Source organism: Streptomyces sp. NPDC013157, from assembly GCF_042899865.1.
In the GTDB taxonomy this organism is placed as follows: Bacteria; Actinomycetota; Actinomycetes; order Streptomycetales; family Streptomycetaceae; genus Streptomyces.
On the sequence record NZ_JBIBAK010000017.1, the window covers coordinates 189,992 to 210,711 of the forward strand.

Sequence of the window (20,720 nt, forward strand, 5' to 3'; positions counted from 1 at the left end):
ACAGTCTTTGTGATCTAGGGGTTTCAATCGACACCCACCCAGGTAGGGTCTGGAAGCGTCCAGCTCCCCTTGGAGGAGGTGAGGACCGTGGCAGCCCACGACGACGACATGAACCGCGGCATCCGCCCGGGACGAGGGTCCGACGACCCGTCCGAGCAGATCGCCTATCTTGAGCAGGAGATCGCCGTCCTGCGACGCAAGCTCGCCGACTCTCCGCGACACACGAGGATTCTCGAAGAGCGGATCGTCGAGCTGCAGACGAACCTGGCCGGCGTGTCCGCCCAGAACGAGCGACTCGCGAACACCCTCCGCGAGGCCCGCGACCAGATCGTGGCCCTCAAGGAAGAAGTCGACCGACTCGCACAGCCGCCGGCCGGCTTCGGTGTCTTCCTCACAGCGAACGAGGACGGCACCGCCGACATCTTCACCGGCGGCCGCAAACTGCGGGTGAACGTCAGCCCAAGCGTTGACCTGGACGACCTCAGGCGCGGCCAGGAAGTCATGCTCAACGAAGCACTCAACGTGGTCGAGGCCATGGAGTACGAGCGCGTCGGCGACATCGTCACCCTCAAGGAAATCCTCGAGGACGGCGAGCGCGCCCTCGTCCTGGGGCACACCGACGAAGAACGGGTGGTACGGCTCGCCGAACCCCTGCTCGACGTGAACATCCGCCCCGGCGACGCCCTGCTGCTCGAACCCCGCTCCGGCTACGTCTACGAGATCGTTCCCAAGAGCGAGGTCGAGGAACTCGTCCTCGAAGAGGTCCCCGACATCGGCTACGAGCAGATCGGCGGTCTCGGCGGCCAGATCGAGGCCATCCGCGACGCCGTCGAGCTCCCGTACCTCTACCCGGACCTGTTCAAGGAGCACGAACTGCGTCCGCCCAAGGGCGTCCTGCTCTACGGGCCCCCCGGATGCGGCAAGACACTCATCGCCAAGGCCGTCGCCAACTCGCTGGCCAAAAAGGTCGCCGAAGTCACCGGCCAGGCCGCCGGCAAGAGCTTCTTCCTCAACATCAAGGGCCCCGAGCTCCTGAACAAGTACGTCGGCGAGACCGAGCGGCAGATCCGCCTCGTCTTCCAGCGCGCCCGGGAGAAGGCCAGCGAGGGCACCCCCGTCATCGTCTTCTTCGACGAGATGGAATCCCTCTTCCGCACCCGCGGGTCCGGCGTCAGCTCGGACGTGGAGAACACCATCGTCCCCCAGCTGCTCGCTGAGATCGACGGTGTCGAAGGCCTCCAGAACGTGGTCGTCATCGGCGCCTCCAACCGCGAGGACATGATCGACCCCGCCATCCTCCGCCCCGGCCGCCTCGACGTGAAGATCAAGATCGAGCGTCCCGACGCCGAGGCAGCCAAGGACATCTTCGGCAAGTACCTCACCGAACGCCTCCCGCTCCACTCCGACGACCTCGGAGAACACGGCGGCAGCAAGGCCACCACCGTCGAAAGCATGATCCAGACGGCAGTGGAACACATGTACGCCGAATCCGAGGAAAACCGCTTCCTGGAAGTCACCTACGCCAACGGAGACAAGGAAGTCCTCTACTTCAAGGACTTCAACTCCGGCGCCATGATCGAAAACATCGTCGGACGCGCCAAGAAGATGGCGATCAAGGACTTCCTCGAGCACAACCAGAAGGGCCTCCGCGTCTCCCACCTCCTCCAGGCCTGCGTGGACGAGTTCAAGGAGAACGAGGACCTGCCCAACACCACCAACCCCGACGACTGGGCCCGGATCTCCGGAAAGAAGGGCGAACGGATCGTCTACATCCGTACCCTCATCACCGGAAAGCAGGGCGCGGACACCGGACGCTCCATCGACACGGTGGCAAACACCGGACAGTACCTGTAAAACACAGGGCGGCTGCGGGTGCCCTCACCGGGTACCCGCAGCCGACTGTTTTTCCGGCCAAAACCGGAACCGAGGCGAGCAAGGCAATGACGCAAATGATCTCCCCACCAGCGCAGAGGCGTTCTAGGCTCTTTCCTACCGCCGAGTCGCGCAGTGCGGGGACGGGCACCGCACACGCACCGGAGCGCCAGCGGTACGCGAGCGCAGCCCACGACCGAGGGCTCCGCCGGGCAAGGAGGGCCGCATGACCGTACGGCGAGTAATGGGCATCGAGACGGAGTACGGAATCTCCGTCCCCGGCCACCCCAACGCCAATGCCATGCTCACCTCGTCCCAGATCGTCAACGCCTACGCGGCGGCGATGCACCGGGCCCGCCGGGCCCGCTGGGACTTCGAGGAGGAGAACCCGCTACGGGACGCCCGAGGCTTCGACCTCGCACGCGAGGCCGCCGACGCCAGCCAGCTCACCGACGAGGACATCGGCCTCGCCAACGTGATCCTCACCAACGGCGCCCGCCTCTACGTCGACCACGCACACCCCGAATACAGCGCCCCCGAGGTCACCAACCCCCGCGACGCCGTCCTCTGGGACAAGGCCGGCGAACGCATCATGGCCGAAGCCGCCGAACGAGCCGCCGCACTCCCCGGCGCCCAGCCCATCCACCTCTACAAGAACAACACCGACAACAAGGGCGCCTCCTACGGCACGCACGAGAACTACCTGATGAAGCGGGAAACCCCCTTCTCCGACATCGTGCGCCACCTCACCCCCTTCTTCGTCTCCCGCCAGGTCGTCACCGGCGCCGGCCGCGTCGGCATCGGCCAGGACGGCCACGAACACGGCTTCCAGCTCAGCCAGCGCGCCGACTACTTCGAGGTCGAGGTCGGCCTCGAGACCACCCTCAAACGGCCCATCATCAACACCCGCGACGAACCCCACGCCGACGCGGAGAAATACCGCCGCCTCCACGTGATCATCGGCGACGCGAACCTCTCCGAGATCTCGACCTACCTGAAGCTGGGCACGACGGCCCTGGTCCTGTCGATGATCGAAGACGGCTTCATCGCCGTCGACCTCGCTGTCGACCAGCCCGTACGCACCCTCCACCAGGTCTCCCACGACCCCACCCTCAAGCGCCTCGTCACCCTCCGCAGCGGACGCACACTCACCGCCGTCCAGCTCCAGATGGAGTACTACGAGCTGTCGCGCAAATACGTGGAGGAGCGGTACGGCGCCGACGCCGACGACCAGACCAAGGACGTCCTCGCCCGCTGGGAAGACACCCTCAACCGCCTCGAACACGACCCCATGAGCCTCTCCGGAGAACTCGACTGGGTCGCCAAGCTGGAACTCATGGAGGGCTACCGCCGCCGAGACGGCCTCGACTGGGACGCCGCCAAGCTGCACCTCCTCGACCTCCAGTACGCCGACGTACGGGCCGAGAAGGGCCTCTACAACCGCCTCGCCGCCCGCGGACGCATGAAGCGGCTCCTCGACGAGGCCGACGTGGAACGGGCCCGCACCAGCCCGCCAGAGGACACCCGGGCCTACTTCCGCGGCCGCTGCCTGGAGCAGTACGCCGACGACGTCGCCGCGGCCAGCTGGGACTCGGTCATCTTCGACCTCCCCGGCCGCGACAGCCTCCAGCGCGTCCCAACCCTGGAACCGCTACGCGGAACGCGAAATCACGTCAAGGCGCTCCTGGACCGCTGCCGCACCGCAGAAGACCTGGTCAGGGTCCTCTCCGGCGGCTGAACGGGTACCCGGAGCACACCGGGCGGCCGGGGTCAAAATCCCGCCGCCCGGGAATCATCGAGGTGGCCCCCGTACGTTGGAGAAACTGCGGGGCCGATGTCGGACCCGGCTTGTAGGGTCTGATCATCACCGATCGGCAGGAAAGCCGACCTGCCGACCCATGTCGGGCGAACTGAGCGGGGTGAGTGTCATGGCAACCAAGGACACCGGCGGCGGACAGCAGAAGGCGACGCACTCCACCGAGGAGGTCGAGGAGCAGGCGGCAGAGTCGCAGGGCTCCGAGGACCTCAAGGAGCGGCACGAGAAGCTGAGCGACGACGTCGACTCCGTCCTGGACGAGATTGACGATGTCTTGGAGGAGAACGCAGAGGACTTCGTTCGATCATTCGTTCAAAAAGGCGGCGAGTAGCCTTCGAATTGAAGGCCTGCGGGGGATCGAAGTTGGCGAACGAAGATGGCGTGAAGCGCTGTGTGCGGTGCGGTGAAGTAAAGCCGCACGCAGCCTTTGCGCGGAAGCGATCAAACCTTGATGGTCTCCAGCACCATTGCCGGGACTGCTCGTCGGACTACCACCGAGCGAGCCAGGTGAGCCTGGGGCGAAAGGTCCGGCCGAAGGTCGATGTCCCTGAAGGGCACAAGCTCTGCCTGAAGTGCGGCGAAGTCAAGCCGTGGAGCGAGTGGCATCGAAACGCCACGGCCTCGGACGGGCTGTCGACCCGCTGCAAGGAGTGCAGGGCCGCCGAGGGGCGCGCCGGGCACCTGAAGCGCAACTACAACCTCACCGAAGCCGAGCGTGACGCGCTGATCGCCGCTCAGTACGGACTCTGCGCGATCTGTCTAGATGCTCCGCCCGTGCATGTGGATCACTGCCACAAGACGGGTAGGGTCCGAGGCGTACTGTGCTTCAACTGCAATTCGGCCATCGGCAAATTGAGGGACAAGCCCGACGCCGCTCGCCGAGCCGCTGCTTACCTGGAAGGAAACTTGTGGAAGCCAACACTCGTAGCACCGGGCGTCTACCAGCTGCCTTCCTGACGCCTGGGTCCTCTTCGTTCATGGACTTTCTCGGTGAGCACCAGCCGGAGTTGCTGCCCGGCAGGCGGCAGTTGCCGCCCACGCAGGGGGTGATCGAGGCGCCGCACGGGACGACGATCGTGGCGGTGACCTTCCCCGGGGGCGTGGTGCTCGCCGGTGACCGTCGGGCCACGATGGGCAACGTGATCGCGCAGCGGGACATCGAGAAGGTGTTCCCGGCGGACGAGTACTCGGCCGTCGGTATCGCCGGCACCGCCGGTCTCGCCGTGGAGATGGTGAAGCTGTTCCAGCTGGAGCTGGAGCACTTCGAGAAGGTCGAGGGCGCCCAGCTGTCCCTGGAGGGCAAGGCGAACCGGCTGTCGACGATGATCCGGTCCAACCTCGGCATGGCGATGCAGGGGCTGGCGGTCGTGCCGTTGTTCGCCGGGTTCGACGTGGACCGCGCCAAGGGCCGGATCTTCTCCTACGACGTCACCGGCGGCCGTTCCGAGGAGCACAACTTCGCGGCCACGGGGTCCGGCTCGATCTTCGCGCGCGGTGCGATGAAGAAGCTGTTCCGTGACGACCTGTCCGAGGAGCAGGCGAGCACACTGGTGGTGCAGGCTCTGTACGACGCGGCCGACGACGACTCGGCGACGGGTGGTCCCGATGTCGCCCGCCGGATCTACCCGATCATCACCGTGATCACCGACTCCGGTTTCCGCCGGCTCACGGACGACGAGTCCTCCGAGCTGGCCCGTGCGGTGCTGGCGCGCCGTCTGGAGGAGCCGGACGGCCCGCGCGCGGCGCTGCTGTAGGGCGCCGGCGTTCTTATCAAGGTGATCCCAGTGACTTCGACGGAACCCTAAGGAAGGGGACGGATACCGGTGTCGACGCCGTTCTATGTCTCACCTCAGCAGGCGATGGCGGACCGTGCCGAGTACGCCCGCAAGGGCATCGCGCGTGGCCGCAGCCTGGTTGTGCTCCAGTACGCCGACGGCATCGTGTTCGTCGGTGAGAACCCGTCCCGTGCGCTGCACAAGTTCAGCGAGATCTATGACCGGATCGGTTTCGCGGCCGCCGGCAAGTACAACGAGTACGAGAATCTGCGGATCGGGGGTGTGCGCTATGCCGACCTGCGTGGTTACACCTATGACCGTGACGATGTGACGGCGCGTGGTCTGGCGAACGTGTACGCGCAGACGCTGGGCACGATCTTCTCGTCGGCGGCGGAGAAGCCGTACGAGGTTGAGCTGGTCGTCGCGGAGGTGGGGGAGACTCCGGAGGGTGACCAGATCTACCGGTTGCCGCACGACGGTTCGATCGTGGACGAGCACGGTTCGGTGGCGGTCGGTGGCAGTGCGGAGCAGATCAGTACGTATCTGGACCGTGAGCACCGGGAGGGGATGACCCTGGCGGAGGCTCTGAAGCTGGCTGTGACGGCGCTGTCGCGGGAGTCGAACGGGACGCAGCGGGAGATTCCGGCGGAGCGTCTGGAGGTCGCGGTGCTGGACCGGACGCGTCCGCAGCAGCGGAAGTTCAAGCGGATCGTGGGTCCGCAGTTGTCGCGGCTGCTGGAGTCGGGCGGTGCGGCGACGGCTGCGGAGGCCGAGGACGCCGAGGAGTCCGGCGGAGACGTCGAGTAGCTGGGAGACGTCGGGTAGCTGTTCGTATCGGCTCGTTCGTATCGGCTCGTATCCGCCCCGTTCTGCGCGCCCCGTCCGGTGATCGTCGGACGGGGCGCGGGCGTTTCATGAGGGGCGTGGGGGTGCTGTGGAGCCTCGTACGACCAGTTCGACGGGGATGTCTCCGTGTTCGGGTTCGCGGCCGTCCAGGACGGCGAGGAGGGCCTGCATGCCGCGTTCGCCGAAGAGTTCCGCGTCCAGGCGTACGGTCGTCAGCTCGGGGTCGATGGCGGTGGCGAGGGCGAGGTCGTCGAGGCCGGTGACGGAGATGTCGTCGGGGATGCGCAGGCCTTGGCGGCGGAGGGCTTTGTAGGCGCCGGCGGCGAGTTTGTCGTCGTCGCAGACGAGGGCGGTGGGGCGGGGGCCGGGGGTGGTGAGGGCGGCCTCGGTGGCGGCTTGGGCGCCTTCGATCGAGATCGGGGCGCGGATCGTGCGCAGTGAGGTGCCGGGTACCGCTGACGTGCGGGTGGCCAGTTCGTGTGCGCGTACTTCGAAGGTCCAGGAGGCGATGTCGGCGGCCAGGTGCAGGAAGTGGCGGTGGCCGAGGCTCAGGAGGTGGTCGGCGGTCTGGCGTACGCCGTCGGCGATGTCGAGGTTGACGGTGGCGGCGCCGAGGCTGCCGTCGGGGTCGCTGTCGAGCATGACGAGGGGGAGCTGGTCGCCGCGGATGGCGGTGAGGGCGTCGGCTGCCATGGAGGAGGCGATGACGCCGTCGAGGGCGGCCTGGGCGGAGGCGAAGGGGTCGCGGGCGGGGCCGATGCCTTCGGGGGAGGGGTAGAGGAGGACGCCGAAGCCGTGGGCGGAGGCGACGCGGGCGGCGCCGGTGTAGACGCCGGCGAAGAACTCGGTGGTGAGGGCGGGGACGACGAGGAGGACGGTGCGGGTGCGGCCGAGGCGGAGGTTGCGGGCGGCGAGGTTGGGGCGGTAGCCGAGGTCGCGGGCGGCTTCGCGGACCCGTTGGGCGGTGGCTTCGGAGACGCGGCCGCGCCATTTGTCGCCGAGCACGAGCGACACGGCGGCCTGGGAGACGCCGGCTGCCTGGGCGACGTCGCGGCTCGTGGGGCGCGTGCTGCTGGGTGGCACCGGGGGTGGGCTCCTTCGTCTGGACGTGTGAACAGCGCACATGGTACGTATGGGAGGCGGGGTTATACGTAAAACGTGGAGGTGGGACATGGCCGCGGGGTACCTGGAGATCCTCAGGGCGAGGCACGCGGCCCGGCTGCTGACGGGGACGCTGGTGGGGCGGTTGCCGAACGCGACGGCCGCGATCGCGATCGTGCTGTTCGTGCGCGCGGAGGGCGGCACGTACAGCCTGGCGGGGGTGCTCGCGGCGGTGTACGGGGTGGCCAACGCGGTGGGGCAGCCGGTGCTGGGGCGGCTGGTCGATCTGTGCGGGCAGCCGCGGGTCCAGTTGCCCGCGGCGCTGGCGTCGGCGGGTGCGATGGCCGTGTTCGCGTTCGCGGGTACCGGGTCGCTGCCGGTCGCGTACGCGGCCGTGGCGGCGGCCGGGCTGTTCACGCCGCCGCTGGAGGGCGGGCTGCGGGCCCTGTGGCCGAGTGTCCTCGGTGCGGAGGAGCGGGTGCATACGGCGTATGCGATGGACGCGGTGGCCCAGGAAGTCATGTTCACCGTGGGGCCGTTGCTGGTGACGCTGTGCGTGTCGCTGTGGTCGGCGCAGGCGGCGCTGCTGGTGGTGAACGTGGTCGGGGTGCTCGGGGCGCTCTCGGTGGTGGTCTCGGCGCCGTCGCGTGCGTGGCGGTCGGCGCCGCGTGAGGCGCACTGGCTGGGTGCGCTGCGTTCGTCCGGGCTGCTGGCGCTGCTGGCGGCGTTCCTGTTCGTGGGGATGGCGCTGGGTTCCATCACGGTGGCGTCGGTGCCGTACGCGGACGGCCACGGCGGTGACGCGGTGTACGGCTGGATGATGGCGGCTCTGGGGATGGGTGCGCTGCTGGGGGGCAGTGTCTACGGGGCGCGGCGGTGGGCGGGGGAGCCGGCGTGGCGACTGCGGGTGCTGGTGGCTCTTCTGGCGGTGTGTTATCTGCCGTTGATGCTGATGCCGGGAGCGTTGGCCATGGTGTTGCTCACGGTGTTGGCCGGGGTGTTCCTGGCGCCGGCGATCGCGTGTGCGTTCGTGCTGGTGGACCGGCATGCGCCGGTCGGTACGGTCACCGAGGCGTTCTCCTGGCTTGTGACGACGTTCACAGTGGGGGCGTCGGTGGGAACGGGCCTGGCGGGACCGGTGGTCGAGGCGGGCGGGGCCTTGTGGGGGTTCGCCGTGCCGGGTGCGGCGGGGGGTGTGTCGTTGCTGGTCCTGACGGTCACGGGGCGGGTCCTCGCAGCTCCCGGTGGGGGTGCGGTGGTTGCGGCCGGTTCGGAAAATGATCCAAATCGTGCTGCCGAACCCCGTTTCAGCTCAGGGGATCGGGCGTAATGTTCAGTCATGGACCGCCGCATTTTCGGGCTGGAGAACGAGTACGGCGTCACGTGCACGTTCAGGGGACAGCGCCGCCTGTCGCCTGACGAGGTGGCGCGGTACCTCTTCCGCCGTGTCGTGTCATGGGGCCGTAGCAGCAATGTCTTTCTGCGGAACGGCGCCCGGCTCTATCTCGACGTGGGCTCACATCCGGAATACGCGACACCCGAGTGTGACAATGTGACCGAACTGGTCACCCACGACAAGGCCGGCGAGCGCATTCTCGAAGGGCTGTTGGTGGACGCCGAACGACGCCTGCATGAGGAAGGAATCGCGGGCGACGTCTACCTTTTCAAGAACAACACGGACTCGGCGGGCAACTCCTACGGTTGCCACGAGAACTATCTGGTGGCGCGGCACGGGGAGTTCTCCCGGCTCGCGGACATCCTCATTCCGTTCCTGGTGACCCGGCAGCTGCTGTGCGGCGCCGGGAAGGTGCTGCAGACGCCGCGCGGTGCGGTGTACTGCGTGAGCCAGCGGGCGGAGCACATCTGGGAGGGCGTCTCCTCGGCGACGACGCGTTCCCGGCCGATCATCAACACGCGCGACGAGCCGCACGCGGACGCGGAGCGCTACCGCCGGCTGCATGTCATCGTCGGCGACTCGAACATGTCCGAGACGACGATGCTGCTGAAGGTCGGCGCCACCGACCTGGTGCTGCGCATGATCGAGGCGGGCACGGTGATGCGGGACCTGACCCTGGAGAACCCGATCAGGGCGATCCGCGAGGTCAGCCACGACATCACGGGCCGGCGCAAGGTGCGTCTGGCCAGCGGCAGGGAGGCCTCCGCCCTCGAGGTGCAGCGGGAGTACTACGAGAAGGCCGTGGACTTCTGCGAGCGCCGCGGTATCCGGACCGGCACGGTCGAGCAGGTGCTGGAGCTGTGGGGCCGGACGCTGGACGCGATCGAGGCCGAGGACCTGGACCGGATCGGCACCGAGATCGACTGGGTGATGAAGTACAAGCTCATCGAGCGGTACCGGGCCAAGCACAACATGACCATGTCGCATCCGCGGGTGGCGCAGATAGACCTCGCTTATCACGACATTCACCGTCGTCGGGGTCTGTATTACCTGCTGGAGAAGAAGGGTCAAGCCGCGCGGATCTGCAATGACTTGAAGATCTTCGAGGGCAAGTCGGTACCGCCGCAGACGACTCGGGCCCGGTTGCGCGGTGACTTCATCCGGCGGGCGCAGGAGCAGCGCCGGGACTTCACGGTCGACTGGGTGCATCTGAAGCTCAACGACCAGGCGCAGCGCACGGTGTTGTGCAAGGATCCGTTCCGTTCGGTCGACGACCGGGTGGAGAAGCTCATCGCCGGTATGTGAGAGATCGGCACAGAACGCCACACGGGCGCCGTACGTTTTCCGTACGGCGCCCTTCTCACGTCGTAGAGTTGCGCGCACGCCATCCGCAAGATCGACCGATTACGAGGCTCTTCCGTGCGCCGACGCTCTCTTCTCCTTGCCGCTGTTCCCGCGGGGCTGGTCACGCTCGCCGGGTGTGGCGACAACTCGTCCTCCTCCAGCAAGGCCAGCGCCTCGCCGTCGGCCTCCGCCTCGGTGCCGCCGCCGAAGATCGTGGACGGGCCGTTGCCGGCGATCACGGCGGGCACGAAGTTCGACGAGAAGCCGACGGTCGCCAAGGGCAGCGGGGATCCGTCGAAGAACCTGGCGGTCAAGACGGTGATCGCGGGCGGTGGCAAGGCGGTCGCGGAGAACGACTTCATCCAGGCCAACTACCTGGGGCAGATCTGGTCGACGGCCAAGGTCTTCGACCAGTCGTACGACCGTACGCCGCTGCTGATGCAGCTGGCCGCGGGCAGCATCATCGACGGCTGGCGGTACGGGCTGGCCGGGAAGAAGGTCGGCAGCCGGGTGCTGATGGCCGTGCCGCCGACCTGGGGGTACGGCAGCGCGGGCAACTCGCAGGCGGGGATCAAGGGCACGGACACACTGGTGTTCGTGGTGGACATCCTGAACTCGTTCAACTCGAAGAGCTCCAGCACGGGCAAGGAGGTCGCGCAGAGCGACGCCGCGCTGCCGAAGATCGGCACGAACACGGACGGCAAGGCCCCGTCGATCGACATCCCGAAGGCGGACCCGCCGAAGAAGCTGGTGTCGAACTACGTGCTGGAGGGCGACGGCCCGGCGGTGCAGTCGGCGCAGACCATCCTGTGCCAGTTCAAGGGCGAGGTCTGGGAGAGCGGCAAGGCCTTCGAGCAGACGTACGAGACCGGGCGGCTGGCCCAGTTCTCGATCGCGCAGATGCAGGAGGTCCTCAAGGGGCTGGCGCAGGGGATCACCGGCAAGAAGGTGGGCAGCCGGATCCTGGTCGTCACGCCGCCGGACCTGGCCTACGGGAACAACCCGCCGAGCGGCGGCGTGGTGAAGAAGGGCTCGACGCTGGTGTTCACGGTGGACATTCTTGCGGCGATGTAGTCGCGCGGGCGTGACCCGGGCGGGGATGAAAGACTGTCCGGGTTCAGTGTCGTACACAAGCAGGAGCCCAAGACGTGAGCATCGACAAGCCCGAGATCGACTTCCCCGAGGGCGAGGCCCCGGCCGACCTGGAGATCAAGGACATCTGGGAGGGTGACGGCGAGGTGGCCCAGGCGGGTCAGACCGTCACCGTGCACTACGTGGGTGTCGCGTTCAGCACCGGCGAGGAGTTCGACGCCAGCTGGAACCGGGGCGCGCCGTTCCGCTTCCCGCTGGGCGGTGGCCGGGTCATCAAGGGCTGGGACCAGGGTGTGCAGGGCATGAAGGTCGGCGGGCGTCGCCAGCTGACCATCCCGGCCCACCTCGCCTACGGCGACCAGAGCCCGACACCGGCGATCAAGCCCGGCGAGACGCTGATCTTCGTCGTGGACCTGATCGCGGTCTGATTCCCCGCCCCGGCCCGGCGCCCTCGGGCGCCGACCGGTCGTGGCCGGAAACCGGCTGGACGAGGGCCCGTGCCGTGCGCGCGGGCCCTCGGTGTTTGTCGGGTCGTGTCCGTTTCGGACCTCGTCATTTGTACTGGCTTTTGCCGTGACACTCCGGAGCGGTACGGTCATCGGTCAGAAGCACCATAGGGAAGGCGAAGGGCGTCGATGGCCATTGCCAAGGCCGAGCGGCTGATGAACCTGGCGCTGTGCCTGCTGGGGACGCGGCGGCCGCTCAGCAAGCGTGAGCTGCGGGAATCCATCGAGGCCTACCTGGAGGCGGGCAGCGACGACTCCTTCAGCCGGATGTTCGAGCGCGACAAGGACGACCTGCGCGAACTCGGGCTGGTGATCGAGACCGTCGAGAACCTGGACGGCGAGGTCGGCTACCTGGCGCGCCGTGACAGCAATCGCCTGCCGCCCATCACCCTGGACGCCGAGGAGGCCGCCGCCCTCGGTCTCGCCGCCAAGGTCTGGCAGCAGGCCCGGCTCGCCGGCGCCGCCAGCGGCGCCCTGCAGAAGCTGCGCGCGGCCGGGCTGCCCGAGGACGTCGACCCGTACGAGGCGCACGGCGCCCTGGAGCCGCGCATCCCGGTGCACGAGGCCGCCTTCGAGCCGCTGATGCTGGCCTGCCGGGACCGCCGCCCGGTCGTCTTCGACTACCGCAAGGCCACCGCCGCCCACCCCGGGACCAGGAACGTGGAGCCCTGGGCCCTGGAGTGCTGGCGCGGTCACTGGTACCTGGCGGGCTGGGACCGTGACCGGGGCGCCGAGCGGGTGTTCCGGCTGTCCCGGATCACCGGGAAGGTCCGCTCCCGGGGCACCGCCTTCACCGCGCCGGTCCCGGACGTCGTCACCGTCCGCGAGACCGTGGCGAGCTGGGCCGGTGAGATCGCGGACCGCTCCGCGCTGATCCGGCTGCGCTCCGGGTCCGGGTACCCCCTTCGGGCGAAGGCCACCGCGGTGCGGGAACTCGGAGACGGGTGGGACGAGTTGGAGATTCCGTACGGGCACGGGCTGGACGCCTGGCTCGTGGAGTTCGGGCCGGACGTGATGGTCCTGGAGCCGGCCGAGCTGCGGGCGGACGTCGTGGACCGGCTGCGTGCCGTGGCCAAGGGCTGAGGGGGAGCGGAGCAAGGCAGTGGCAGGCAAACCGGTCAGGCCCGTGAACGCCATCGACCAGACCCGGCGGATGCTCTCCCTGGTGACCTACCTGCGCGAGCGCCCCGGCGCCCGGATCGCGGACGTGGCGCGCGCCTTCGGCATCACCGAGGACGAGCTGGTCTCCGACCTCGACGTGCTGCCCATGTGCGGCACCAGCTTCCGGGGCGGCGATCTGCTGGACATCGACACCGACGGTGAGCGGATCTGGTGGCACAACGCGGCCGCGCTCGGCGAGGAGGCCGCCGAACCGCTCAGGCTCGCCGCCGACGAGGCGACCGCCCTCCTGGTCGCCGCCCGCGCGGTGGCCACCCTGCCCGGCTTGCGCGAGGGCGACCGGCAGGCGCTGCTGCGGGCCACCGCCAAGGTGGAGACCGCGGCCGGCGAGGCGGGCGACGCCAGCGCCCGGCTGTCGGTGACCTTCGAGTCCGAGGGCGGGGTCTTCGCCGACGTCGACCGGGCGATCGCCGAGCGCCGCCGGCTGTGGATCCGCTACTACTCACCGGCCCGCGACGAGGTCACCGAGCGCGAGATCGACCCCATCCGCCTGGTCAGCGTCGGCCACACCTATGTGGAGGCCTGGTGCCGCCGCTCCGAGGCCCGGCGTACCTTCCGCCTCGACCGGGTGGCGGAGATCAAGATCCTGGACGAGCCGTCCGCGCCCCCCGAGATCGAGCTGCGCGACCTGTCCGAGGCGCTGGTGCAGCCGGCCGCCGAGGACCCCGAGGTGGTCGTCGAGGTCGGCCCGGGCGGCCGCTGGGTCGCCGAGTACTACCCGCACGACAGCGCGGATGAGCTTCCCGACGGCGGGCTGCGTATCACCCTGCGCACCCCCGATCCGGCCTCCCTGCGCCGGCTGGCGCTCAGGCTCGGCGGCGACGGCCGGATCGTGTCACCGCCCGAGCTGGCCGAGGCCGCCCGCCGGGCGGCCCGCGAGGCACTGGCGGCGTACGACCACGTCGGGCACGGCGACGAGGAAGGGCATGAGTGAGCCGGAGGGGCGCGCCGGTGTCGAGGGAGTGACCGCGCGGCGGCCCGCAGGGTCGAGCACGGTCGCCCCCTCGACACCGGCCGAGGCGCGCCGAAGGCGAACGATCAAGAAGGAGGGGCGAGGGTTTTGAACGAGTCTTCGGGGGTTCTGGACGAGTCTTCGGGTTCCGGTGGCGCGGGCGCGCGGGAGATGACGGTCGCGGCCGCCTTCGCCGGGATGAGAAGAGTGGTCCCCGTGGTGTTCAGAGCCGGCTGCCCGGACTGCCGGGGCAGTTTCGAGCTCACCGCGAGCGCCCTGCGCCTGGCCATCGGAGCCACCAGCAAGACGACGTTCTACTCGTTCACCTGCCCCGACTGCGGGGCCGCCGTCCGCAAGCCCGCCGGCGAGCGGATCGTCGAACTGCTCACCGGCGGCGGGGTCCGCACCCTGCGGCTGCACCCCACCGTCTAGGCTCGCCCCATGTTCTGGGCGATGGTCGCGGTAGCTGTGGGTTTCGTGGGTCTCGCCGTGCTCGGCGTGCTCGCCGTCCGGGTCTTCCTGGAGGCGCGGCGGCTGGGTGCACAGGTCGCGGACTCGGCACGGCGCATCAACCGGGCCGCGGAAGACCTGGAACGGGCGGCCGAGAGCGCCGCCCGCACTGTCGACGCACTGTGACGCCCGCTGTGGAAGCGATGTGAGTAGTGGGCCATAAGCGGTTTGCGTCACTTCGCCCTGTCACGGTGCCCGCAGGGAAAGGTACGCTGCTGACGCGGCACGGAGAACGAGGCCCGTTCCGCGGACCGGGAGTACGCACGGGGATTGCCTCACGTTTACCCCTGAGCGTTACGATCGCTGAGAGCACGATCACTCGGACGCATGTCCGACGGATCGGACAGCATCCCACCCAGCCGCCTCGGTGAGAAGGTAAAGACTTATGTTCGGAAGGCTCGGCGCCCCCGAGATCATTCTCATCCTCGTCGTCGTCATCCTGCTGTTCGGCGCGAAGAAGCTTCCCGACATGGCGCGCTCGCTCGGCAAGTCCGCTCGCATCCTCAAGAGCGAGGCCAAGGCGATGAAGGAAGACGGCAACACCACGACCTCCGCCCAGGCCCCCGCCTCCGGCGAGCAGTCCCAGGCCCAGCGCACCATCCAGGCGGCCCCCGGCGACGTGACCAGCGCCCGCCCGGTCAACGAGCCGTCGGACACCACCCAGCGCTGACGCAAGGCCGGTAGCCCCCGGCCTGCCGCACGAGATGAGGACGTGGGTTGCCAAAGTCTGCCCGCAATCAGGAGAAGGATCCCGAGGGGCGGATGCCTCTCGCGGATCACCTTCGTGAGCTCCGCAACCGGCTCGCGAAGGCCATGCTGGCCATCATCGTCATCACGGTGGTCGCCGCCTTCTTCTACAACAACGTCATCGACTTCCTCACCAAGCCGATCCTCGACTCGGTCGGTTGCCACCACACCTTCTCGGAGATGAACACGACGAAGGGTGACGAGCAGTGCGCGCAGATCACCATCAACGGTCTGCTCGCGCCTTTCACCCTCGCCCTCCAGGTCTCCCTGATGGCGGGTGTGGTGTTCGCCTCGCCGGTCTGGCTGTACCAGCTGTGGGCCTTCGTCGCCCCCGGTCTGCACCGGCACGAGAAGAAGTACGCCTACGCGTTCGTCGGCACCGGCGTCCCGCTCTTCTTCGGCGGCGCCTTCTTCGCCTACAAGGTCCTGCCGACCACCGCGAAGGTGCTCATCGGCTTCACCCCGCACGGCGTGAGCAACCTGCTGCCGCTTGACGACCTGCTGCAGCTGGTCACCCGCATGGTGATCGTCTTCGGTCTCTCCTTCGAGCTGCCGCTGCTCCTGGTGTTCCTCAATCTCACCGGAATCATCACCGGCAGGCGCATGCTCGGCTGGTGGCGGGCCATGATCCTCGGCATCACGATCTTCGCGGCCGTGGCCACCCCGAGCACCGACCCGCTCTCCATGCTGGCGCTCGCCGGACCGATCTGGGTGCTGTACTTCGGCGCGGTCGCGTTCTCCCTCCTCAACGACCGGCGCAGGCGCCGCCGCGACGACGACGGCCTCGACGACGACGAGGCCTCCGACCTCGACCTCACCCCCGAGGACCTCGGCGAGATCGAGACCGTCTCCGCCAGCCGCGCGCTGCCCGAGGGCCCGGACCGGGTCAACGGATACGACGACGTGACCTGACACAGGGCGACCACAGCCACCGGAGGTGCCCGCGTCCCACGACGCGGGCACCTCTTTGTTGTCCGTTGTCCCATGTTCCGGATAATGATCGTCCTGTTGTCAGTGGGGACCGGTACGCTCGAAAGCACGATGACAGAGGACCTCTCACCGGCCGAGCGGTATGCGGCGGCCCGCAAGCGGGCCGCCGAGCAGGCCACCGCGCTCGCGTCGTTCCGCGAGATGTACGACTTCGGCCTCGACCCCTTCCAGATCGAGGCCTGCCAGGCGCTCGAAGCCGGAAAGGGCGTACTGGTGGCCGCCCCCACCGGCTCCGGCAAGACGATCGTCGGCGAGTTCGCCGTCCACCTCGCCCTCATGCAGGGCAAGAAGTGCTTCTACACGACACCCATCAAGGCACTGTCGAACCAGAAGTACGCCGACCTCTGCCGCCGCTACGGCGACGGCATGGTCGGTCTCCTCACCGGCGACAACAGCATCAACCCGGACGCCGCCGTGGTCGTCATGACCACCGAGGTCCTGCGGAACATGCTGTACGCGGGCTCCCAGACCCTCATCGGCCTCGGCTACGTGGTCATGGACGAGGTCCACTACCTCTCCGACCGGTTCCGCGGCGCCGTCTGGGAAGAGGTGATCATCCACCTCCCGGAGTCCGTGACCCTGGTCTCCCTGTCGGCCACCGTCTCCAACGCCGAGGAGTTCGGCGACTGGCTCGACACCGTCCGCGGCGACACCGAGGTCATCGTCTCCGAGCACCGGCCCGTCCCGCTGTTCCAGCACGTGCTCGCCGGACGCCGGATGTACGACCTGTTCGAGGAGGGCGAGGGCCACAAGAAGGCCGTCAACCCCGACCTCGCCCGGCTGGCCCGCATGGAGGCACAGCGTCCGTCGTACCAGGACCGCAGACGCGGCCGCGCCATGCGCGAGGCCGACCGGGAGCGGGAGCGCCGGCAGCGGTCCCGGGTGTGGACACCGGGCCGCCCCGAGGTCATCGAACGGCTCGACAGCGAGGGCCTGCTGCCCGCCATCACCTTCATCTTCAGCCGCGCCGCCTGCGAAGCCGCCGTCCAGCAGTGCCTGTACGCCGGCCTCCGGCTCAACGACGACGAGGCACGGGAAAAGGTGCGCGCCCTCGTCGAGGAGCGGACCTCCTCCATCCCGCCGGAGGACCTGCACGTCCTCGGCTACTACGAGTGGCTCGAAGGCCTGGAGCGCGGTATCGCCGCCCACCACGCCGGCATGCTCCCGACCTTCAAGGAGGTCGTCGAGGAACTCTTCGTACGCGGCCTGGTGAAGGCCGTGTTCGCCACCGAGACCCTCGCGCTCGGCATCAACATGCCCGCCCGCTCGGTGGTGTTGGAGAAGCTCGTCAAGTGGAACGGCGAGCAGCACGCCGACATCACCCCGGGCGAGTACACCCAGCTGACCGGCCGTGCGGGCCGCCGCGGCATCGACGTCGAGGGCCACGCGGTGGTGCTCTGGCAGCGGGGCATGAGCCCCGAGCACCTCGCCGGGCTCGCCGGCACCCGCACCTATCCGCTGCGGTCCAGCTTCAAGCCGTCGTACAACATGGCGGTCAACCTGGTCGAGCAGTTCGGGCGGCACCGCTCGCGGGAGTTGCTCGAGACGTCGTTCGCGCAGTTCCAGGCCGACAAGTCGGTCGTCGGGATCTCCCGCCAGGTCCAGCGCAACGAAGAAGGGCTCGCCGGCTACAAGGAGTCCATGACCTGCCACCTCGGCGACTTCGAGGAGTACGCGCGCCTGCGGCGGGAGCTGAAGGACCGCGAGACCGAACTGGCCCGGCAGGGCGCCTCCCAGCGGCGCGCCGAGGCGGCCGTCGCCCTGGAGAAGCTCAAACCGGGCGACGTCATCCACGTCCCGACCGGCAAGTACGCCGGCCTCGCGCTGGTGCTGGACCCCGGGCTGCCCGCCGGGCGGTCCAACGGCCACCGCGGCTTCGAACAGCACGACGGGCCACGGCCGTTGGTGCTCACGGCCGAGCGGCAGGTCAAGCGGCTCGCCTCCATCGACTTCCCGGTGCCGGTCGAGGCGCTGGAGCGGATGCGGATCCCCAAGTCCTTCAACCCCCGCTCCCCGCAGTCCCGTCGGGACCTCGCCTCCGCGTTGCGGACCAAGGCCGGGCACATCCCGCCGGAGCGGGCCCGCAAGAAGCGGTCACAGGCGGCCGACGACCGCGAGATCGCCCGGCTGCGCACCGCGATCCGCGCGCACCCCTGCCACGGCTGCAACGACCGTGAGGACCATGCCCGTTGGGCCGAGCGCTACCACCGGCTGATCCGGGACACCTCGCAGCTGGAGCGGCGCATCGAGGGCCGGACCAACACCATCGCCCGGACCTTCGACCGGATCGTGGCGCTCCTGACCGAGCTGGACTACCTGCGCGGCGACGAGGTCACCGAACACGGCAAGCGGCTCGCCCGCCTCTACGGCGAACTCGACCTGCTCGCCAGCGAATGCCTGCGGGCCGGCGTCTGGGAGGGCCTCGGCCCCGCCGAACTCGCCGCGTGCGTCTCGGCGCTGGTGTACGAGGCCCGGGTCGGCGACGACGCCATGGCGCCCAAGCTGCCCTCCGGCAAGGCCAAGGCCGCGCTCGGCGAGATGGTGCGGATCTGGGGGCGCCTCGACGCCCTTGAGGAGGACTTCCGGATCAACCAGACCGAGGGCGTCGGACAGCGCGAGCCGGACCTCGGCTTCGCCTGGGCCGCCTACATGTGGGCGTCCGGGATGGGCCTGGACGAGGTGCTGCGGGAGGCGGAGATGCCGGCCGGCGACTTCGTCCGCTGGTGCAAGCAGGTCATCGACGTGCTGGGGCAGATCTCGGCGGCTTCTCCTGTGGAGGGCTCGACCGTGGGGAAGGCTGCGCGCAAGGCGGTCGATCTGGTGCTGCGGGGGGTTGTGGCCTACTCGTCGGTGGGGTGACGGATTCGTTGGCGGGTGCGGGTGGGGTGTGGCTGGTCGCGCAGTTCCCCGTGCCCCTGACGGGGCGCTTTTCCTAGGCCTCTTTCAAGAAGGCTCGCCAGCTTCCGTGGTGGGTGATGTCTTCGGCGTCTACGAGCGCGCTCGGTTCGCACAGGAAGCCGGGGACGCTGGTGCCGTCCGCCAGTTCCACGGTGCCCAGCGTCATCGGGCGGGGGAGCGTCGCGAGCAGGCGGCCCAGGCCCTCCGGGGGAAGGGTCCACACCTCCGTCTCGATGGCCGCGCCACCTTCGCCGACATGGACCAGACCCGGCTTCGGTGGGCTCGTCCGGAGGGCGTGGCAGCGGTACGCGGGTGCCGTCGTCGTCGTGCGGTCCAGTACCGCCCCCAGCGCCAGGAGCTGCGGGTTCAGGGGCTGGCCCGTCAGGTGGGCGCCGACCACCGCGAGGCTCACCCTCGGTTCCAGGGCGCGGGCGATCGTGGCGAGGCGGGTGTCCGTGAACGCCGGGCCGATCAGCATCACGCCGAACGGCAGGCCGTCCACCTCGCCCGCCGGGACAGCCAGCGCCGCCAGGTCGAAGAGGTTCGTGGAGTTGGTGAAGCGGCCCAGGCGGGCGTTGGCGCCCAGCGGGTCGGCGGCCACCTCGGCGAGGGTGGGATGGCCGGGGGCGGTGGGCAGCAGCAGGGCGTCCGCGTCGGCGAGTTCGGCCAGGGCGCGGGTGCGCAGGTCCGCCAGGCGGTCCTGGTCGGTGAAGAGCCGGTGGGCCGGGATGTCGCGGGCCCGGGTGATGATGCCGGCGACGGTGGGGTCGAGGCCCTCGCCGCCGGATGAGATCAACTTGTCGATAAAAGGACCCACTGCCGTGTAGCGCTCGGCCACGAACGCGCCCTCGTAGAGCATCGCCGCCGCCTCGGTGAACGGGGTCAGGTCGAGCGGGCGGACCGAGGCGCCCGCGGCCCTCAGACGGTCCACCGCCTCCGCGTAGGCCTCCGCCCAGCCCTCGTCCAGCTCGCCGAGCTGGGAGAGCGGCGGGACCGCGATCCGCCAGGGGCCCGGGGCCCGCTGGGGGAGCGGCGGGAGCGTGCGGTCCGGTGGGGCCGCCATGTACGACAGGGCCTGCTCCGCCTCCGCGAGGGTGCGGGCGAACACCGTCACGCAGTCGACGGACGCGCAGGCCGGGACGACACCGGCTGTCGGGACGAGGCCGCGGGTGGGTTTCAGGCCGACGATGCCGTTGAAGGCGGCCGGGACCCGGCCCGAGCCGGCGGTGTCCGTGCCGAGGGCGAGGTCGACGATGCCGAGGGCCACGGCGACGGCCGAGCCGGAGCTGGAGCCGCCGCTGATCCGGAGGGGGTCGATCGCGTTGCGGACCGCGCCGTGCGGGGAGCGGGTACCGACCAGGCCGGTCGCGAACTGGTCGAGGTTGGTGGTGCCGAGGGCGAGTGCGCCGGCCGCGCGCAGGCGGGCCACCACGGGGGCGTCGGCCTGCGGTTCGTACGCGTACGCCGGGCAGCCCGCCGTCGTGGGCAGCCCGTGCACGTCGATGTTGCCCTTGGCGGCGAACAGGCGGCCCGCCAGGGGGAGGTGTTCCCCCGCGGCCACCCGCTCGTCGATCGCACGGGCCTCCGCCTCGGCTTCCTCCCGCGGGCGCAGGTCGATCCAGATCTCGGGCCGGTCGACGGCCTCGATGCGTGCGTAGGCGGCACGGACCCGGGAGACGGTGCTGGACATGGTCTT

General features: G+C 69.3%; 19 protein-coding genes. 17 read left to right on the forward strand and 2 right to left on the reverse strand.

Features of this window, described 5'->3' with window-relative positions; genetic code table 11:
• The first annotated feature begins 87 nt into the window (after positions 1-87).
• The 6 genes from arc to prcA all read left to right on the forward strand — a co-directional run bounded on the left by arc (position 88) and on the right by prcA (position 6,270).
• Positions 88-1,854: a proteasome ATPase gene (gene arc, locus ACFY6U_RS39535; protein WP_294002788.1), complete on the forward strand. Its 1,767-nt coding sequence runs from the start codon at positions 88-90 to the stop codon at positions 1,852-1,854.
• Positions 1,855-2,098: 244 nt separating this feature from the next.
• Positions 2,099-3,610 carry a depupylase/deamidase Dop gene (dop, locus tag ACFY6U_RS39540; protein WP_390046197.1) on the forward strand — a complete coding sequence of 504 codons (1,512 nt, stop codon included), beginning with the start codon at positions 2,099-2,101 and terminating at the stop codon, positions 3,608-3,610.
• A gap of 190 nt (positions 3,611-3,800) precedes the next feature.
• On the forward strand, positions 3,801-4,019 hold the full coding sequence (locus ACFY6U_RS39545; protein ID WP_234531430.1) for a ubiquitin-like protein Pup: 219 nt from the start codon (positions 3,801-3,803) through the stop codon (positions 4,017-4,019).
• Between the two features lie 32 nt (positions 4,020-4,051).
• Positions 4,052-4,645 carry an endonuclease VII domain-containing protein gene (locus ACFY6U_RS39550; RefSeq protein WP_390046199.1) on the forward strand — a complete coding sequence of 198 codons (594 nt, stop codon included), beginning with the start codon at positions 4,052-4,054 and terminating at the stop codon, positions 4,643-4,645.
• Complete coding sequence (prcB, locus tag ACFY6U_RS39555) at positions 4,597-5,442, forward strand: proteasome subunit beta (RefSeq protein ID WP_390046201.1); 846 nt, start codon at positions 4,597-4,599, stop codon at positions 5,440-5,442. The genes ACFY6U_RS39550 and prcB overlap by 49 nt, the downstream gene beginning before the upstream one ends.
• Positions 5,443-5,511: 69 nt before the next feature.
• Positions 5,512-6,270 carry a proteasome subunit alpha gene (gene prcA / locus ACFY6U_RS39560; RefSeq protein WP_352365029.1) on the forward strand — a complete coding sequence of 253 codons (759 nt, stop codon included), beginning with the start codon at positions 5,512-5,514 and terminating at the stop codon, positions 6,268-6,270.
• A 105-nt stretch (positions 6,271-6,375) separates the two neighbouring features.
• Here the strand turns inward: prcA and ACFY6U_RS39565 are convergent, their stop codons facing one another.
• Positions 6,376-7,434 carry a LacI family DNA-binding transcriptional regulator gene (locus ACFY6U_RS39565; RefSeq protein WP_390046203.1) on the reverse strand — a complete coding sequence of 353 codons (1,059 nt, stop codon included), beginning with the start codon at positions 7,432-7,434 and terminating at the stop codon, positions 6,376-6,378.
• A gap of 46 nt (positions 7,435-7,480) precedes the next feature.
• Between ACFY6U_RS39565 and ACFY6U_RS39570 the strand changes: the two genes are divergently transcribed.
• The 11 genes from ACFY6U_RS39570 (at position 7,481) to ACFY6U_RS39620 (ending at position 18,985) form a co-directional block, all read left to right on the forward strand.
• Positions 7,481-8,740, forward strand: a complete 1,260-nt coding sequence (locus ACFY6U_RS39570; protein ID WP_390046205.1) for an MFS transporter — start codon at positions 7,481-7,483, stop codon at positions 8,738-8,740.
• A gap of 9 nt (positions 8,741-8,749) precedes the next feature.
• Positions 8,750-10,111, forward strand: coding sequence for a Pup--protein ligase (pafA, locus tag ACFY6U_RS39575; protein WP_028801611.1), 1,362 nt, complete (start codon positions 8,750-8,752; stop codon positions 10,109-10,111).
• Between the two features lie 114 nt (positions 10,112-10,225).
• On the forward strand, positions 10,226-11,224 hold the full coding sequence (locus ACFY6U_RS39580; RefSeq protein WP_390046207.1) for an FKBP-type peptidyl-prolyl cis-trans isomerase: 999 nt from the start codon (positions 10,226-10,228) through the stop codon (positions 11,222-11,224).
• Positions 11,225-11,298: 74 nt separating this feature from the next.
• Positions 11,299-11,670 (forward strand): FKBP-type peptidyl-prolyl cis-trans isomerase, encoded by a 372-nt coding sequence (locus tag ACFY6U_RS39585; protein WP_351490214.1) that lies wholly within the window; start codon positions 11,299-11,301, stop codon positions 11,668-11,670.
• A 207-nt stretch (positions 11,671-11,877) separates the two neighbouring features.
• Entirely contained in the window at positions 11,878-12,831 is a 954-nt protein-coding gene (locus tag ACFY6U_RS39590) for a helix-turn-helix transcriptional regulator (protein ID WP_390046209.1), read from the forward strand.
• 19 nt (positions 12,832-12,850) lie between these two features.
• Complete coding sequence (locus ACFY6U_RS39595) at positions 12,851-13,861, forward strand: WYL domain-containing protein (RefSeq protein ID WP_351490218.1); 1,011 nt, start codon at positions 12,851-12,853, stop codon at positions 13,859-13,861.
• 189 nt (positions 13,862-14,050) lie between these two features.
• The gene (locus ACFY6U_RS39600; RefSeq protein ID WP_351490293.1) at positions 14,051-14,311 is read left to right on the forward strand and encodes a hypothetical protein; all 261 of its coding nucleotides are present in this window, start codon (positions 14,051-14,053) and stop codon (positions 14,309-14,311) included.
• Positions 14,312-14,320: 9 nt separating this feature from the next.
• Positions 14,321-14,515: a hypothetical protein gene (locus ACFY6U_RS39605; protein WP_294002768.1), complete on the forward strand. Its 195-nt coding sequence runs from the start codon at positions 14,321-14,323 to the stop codon at positions 14,513-14,515.
• A 259-nt stretch (positions 14,516-14,774) separates the two neighbouring features.
• Positions 14,775-15,059 (forward strand): Sec-independent protein translocase subunit TatA, encoded by a 285-nt coding sequence (gene tatA, locus ACFY6U_RS39610; RefSeq protein ID WP_181806521.1) that lies wholly within the window; start codon positions 14,775-14,777, stop codon positions 15,057-15,059.
• A gap of 47 nt (positions 15,060-15,106) precedes the next feature.
• Complete coding sequence (gene tatC / locus ACFY6U_RS39615; protein ID WP_390046212.1) at positions 15,107-16,048, forward strand: twin-arginine translocase subunit TatC; 942 nt, start codon at positions 15,107-15,109, stop codon at positions 16,046-16,048.
• An 84-nt stretch (positions 16,049-16,132) separates the two neighbouring features.
• A complete protein-coding gene (locus ACFY6U_RS39620) occupies positions 16,133-18,985 on the forward strand; it encodes a DEAD/DEAH box helicase (protein ID WP_390046214.1) in 2,853 nt (950 codons plus the stop codon).
• 73 nt (positions 18,986-19,058) lie between these two features.
• On the opposite strand, the gene atzF is transcribed toward ACFY6U_RS39620, so the two are convergent.
• Positions 19,059-20,714: an allophanate hydrolase gene (gene atzF / locus ACFY6U_RS39625; protein WP_390046216.1), complete on the reverse strand. Its 1,656-nt coding sequence runs from the start codon at positions 20,712-20,714 to the stop codon at positions 19,059-19,061.
• Positions 20,715-20,720 lie beyond the last annotated feature (6 nt).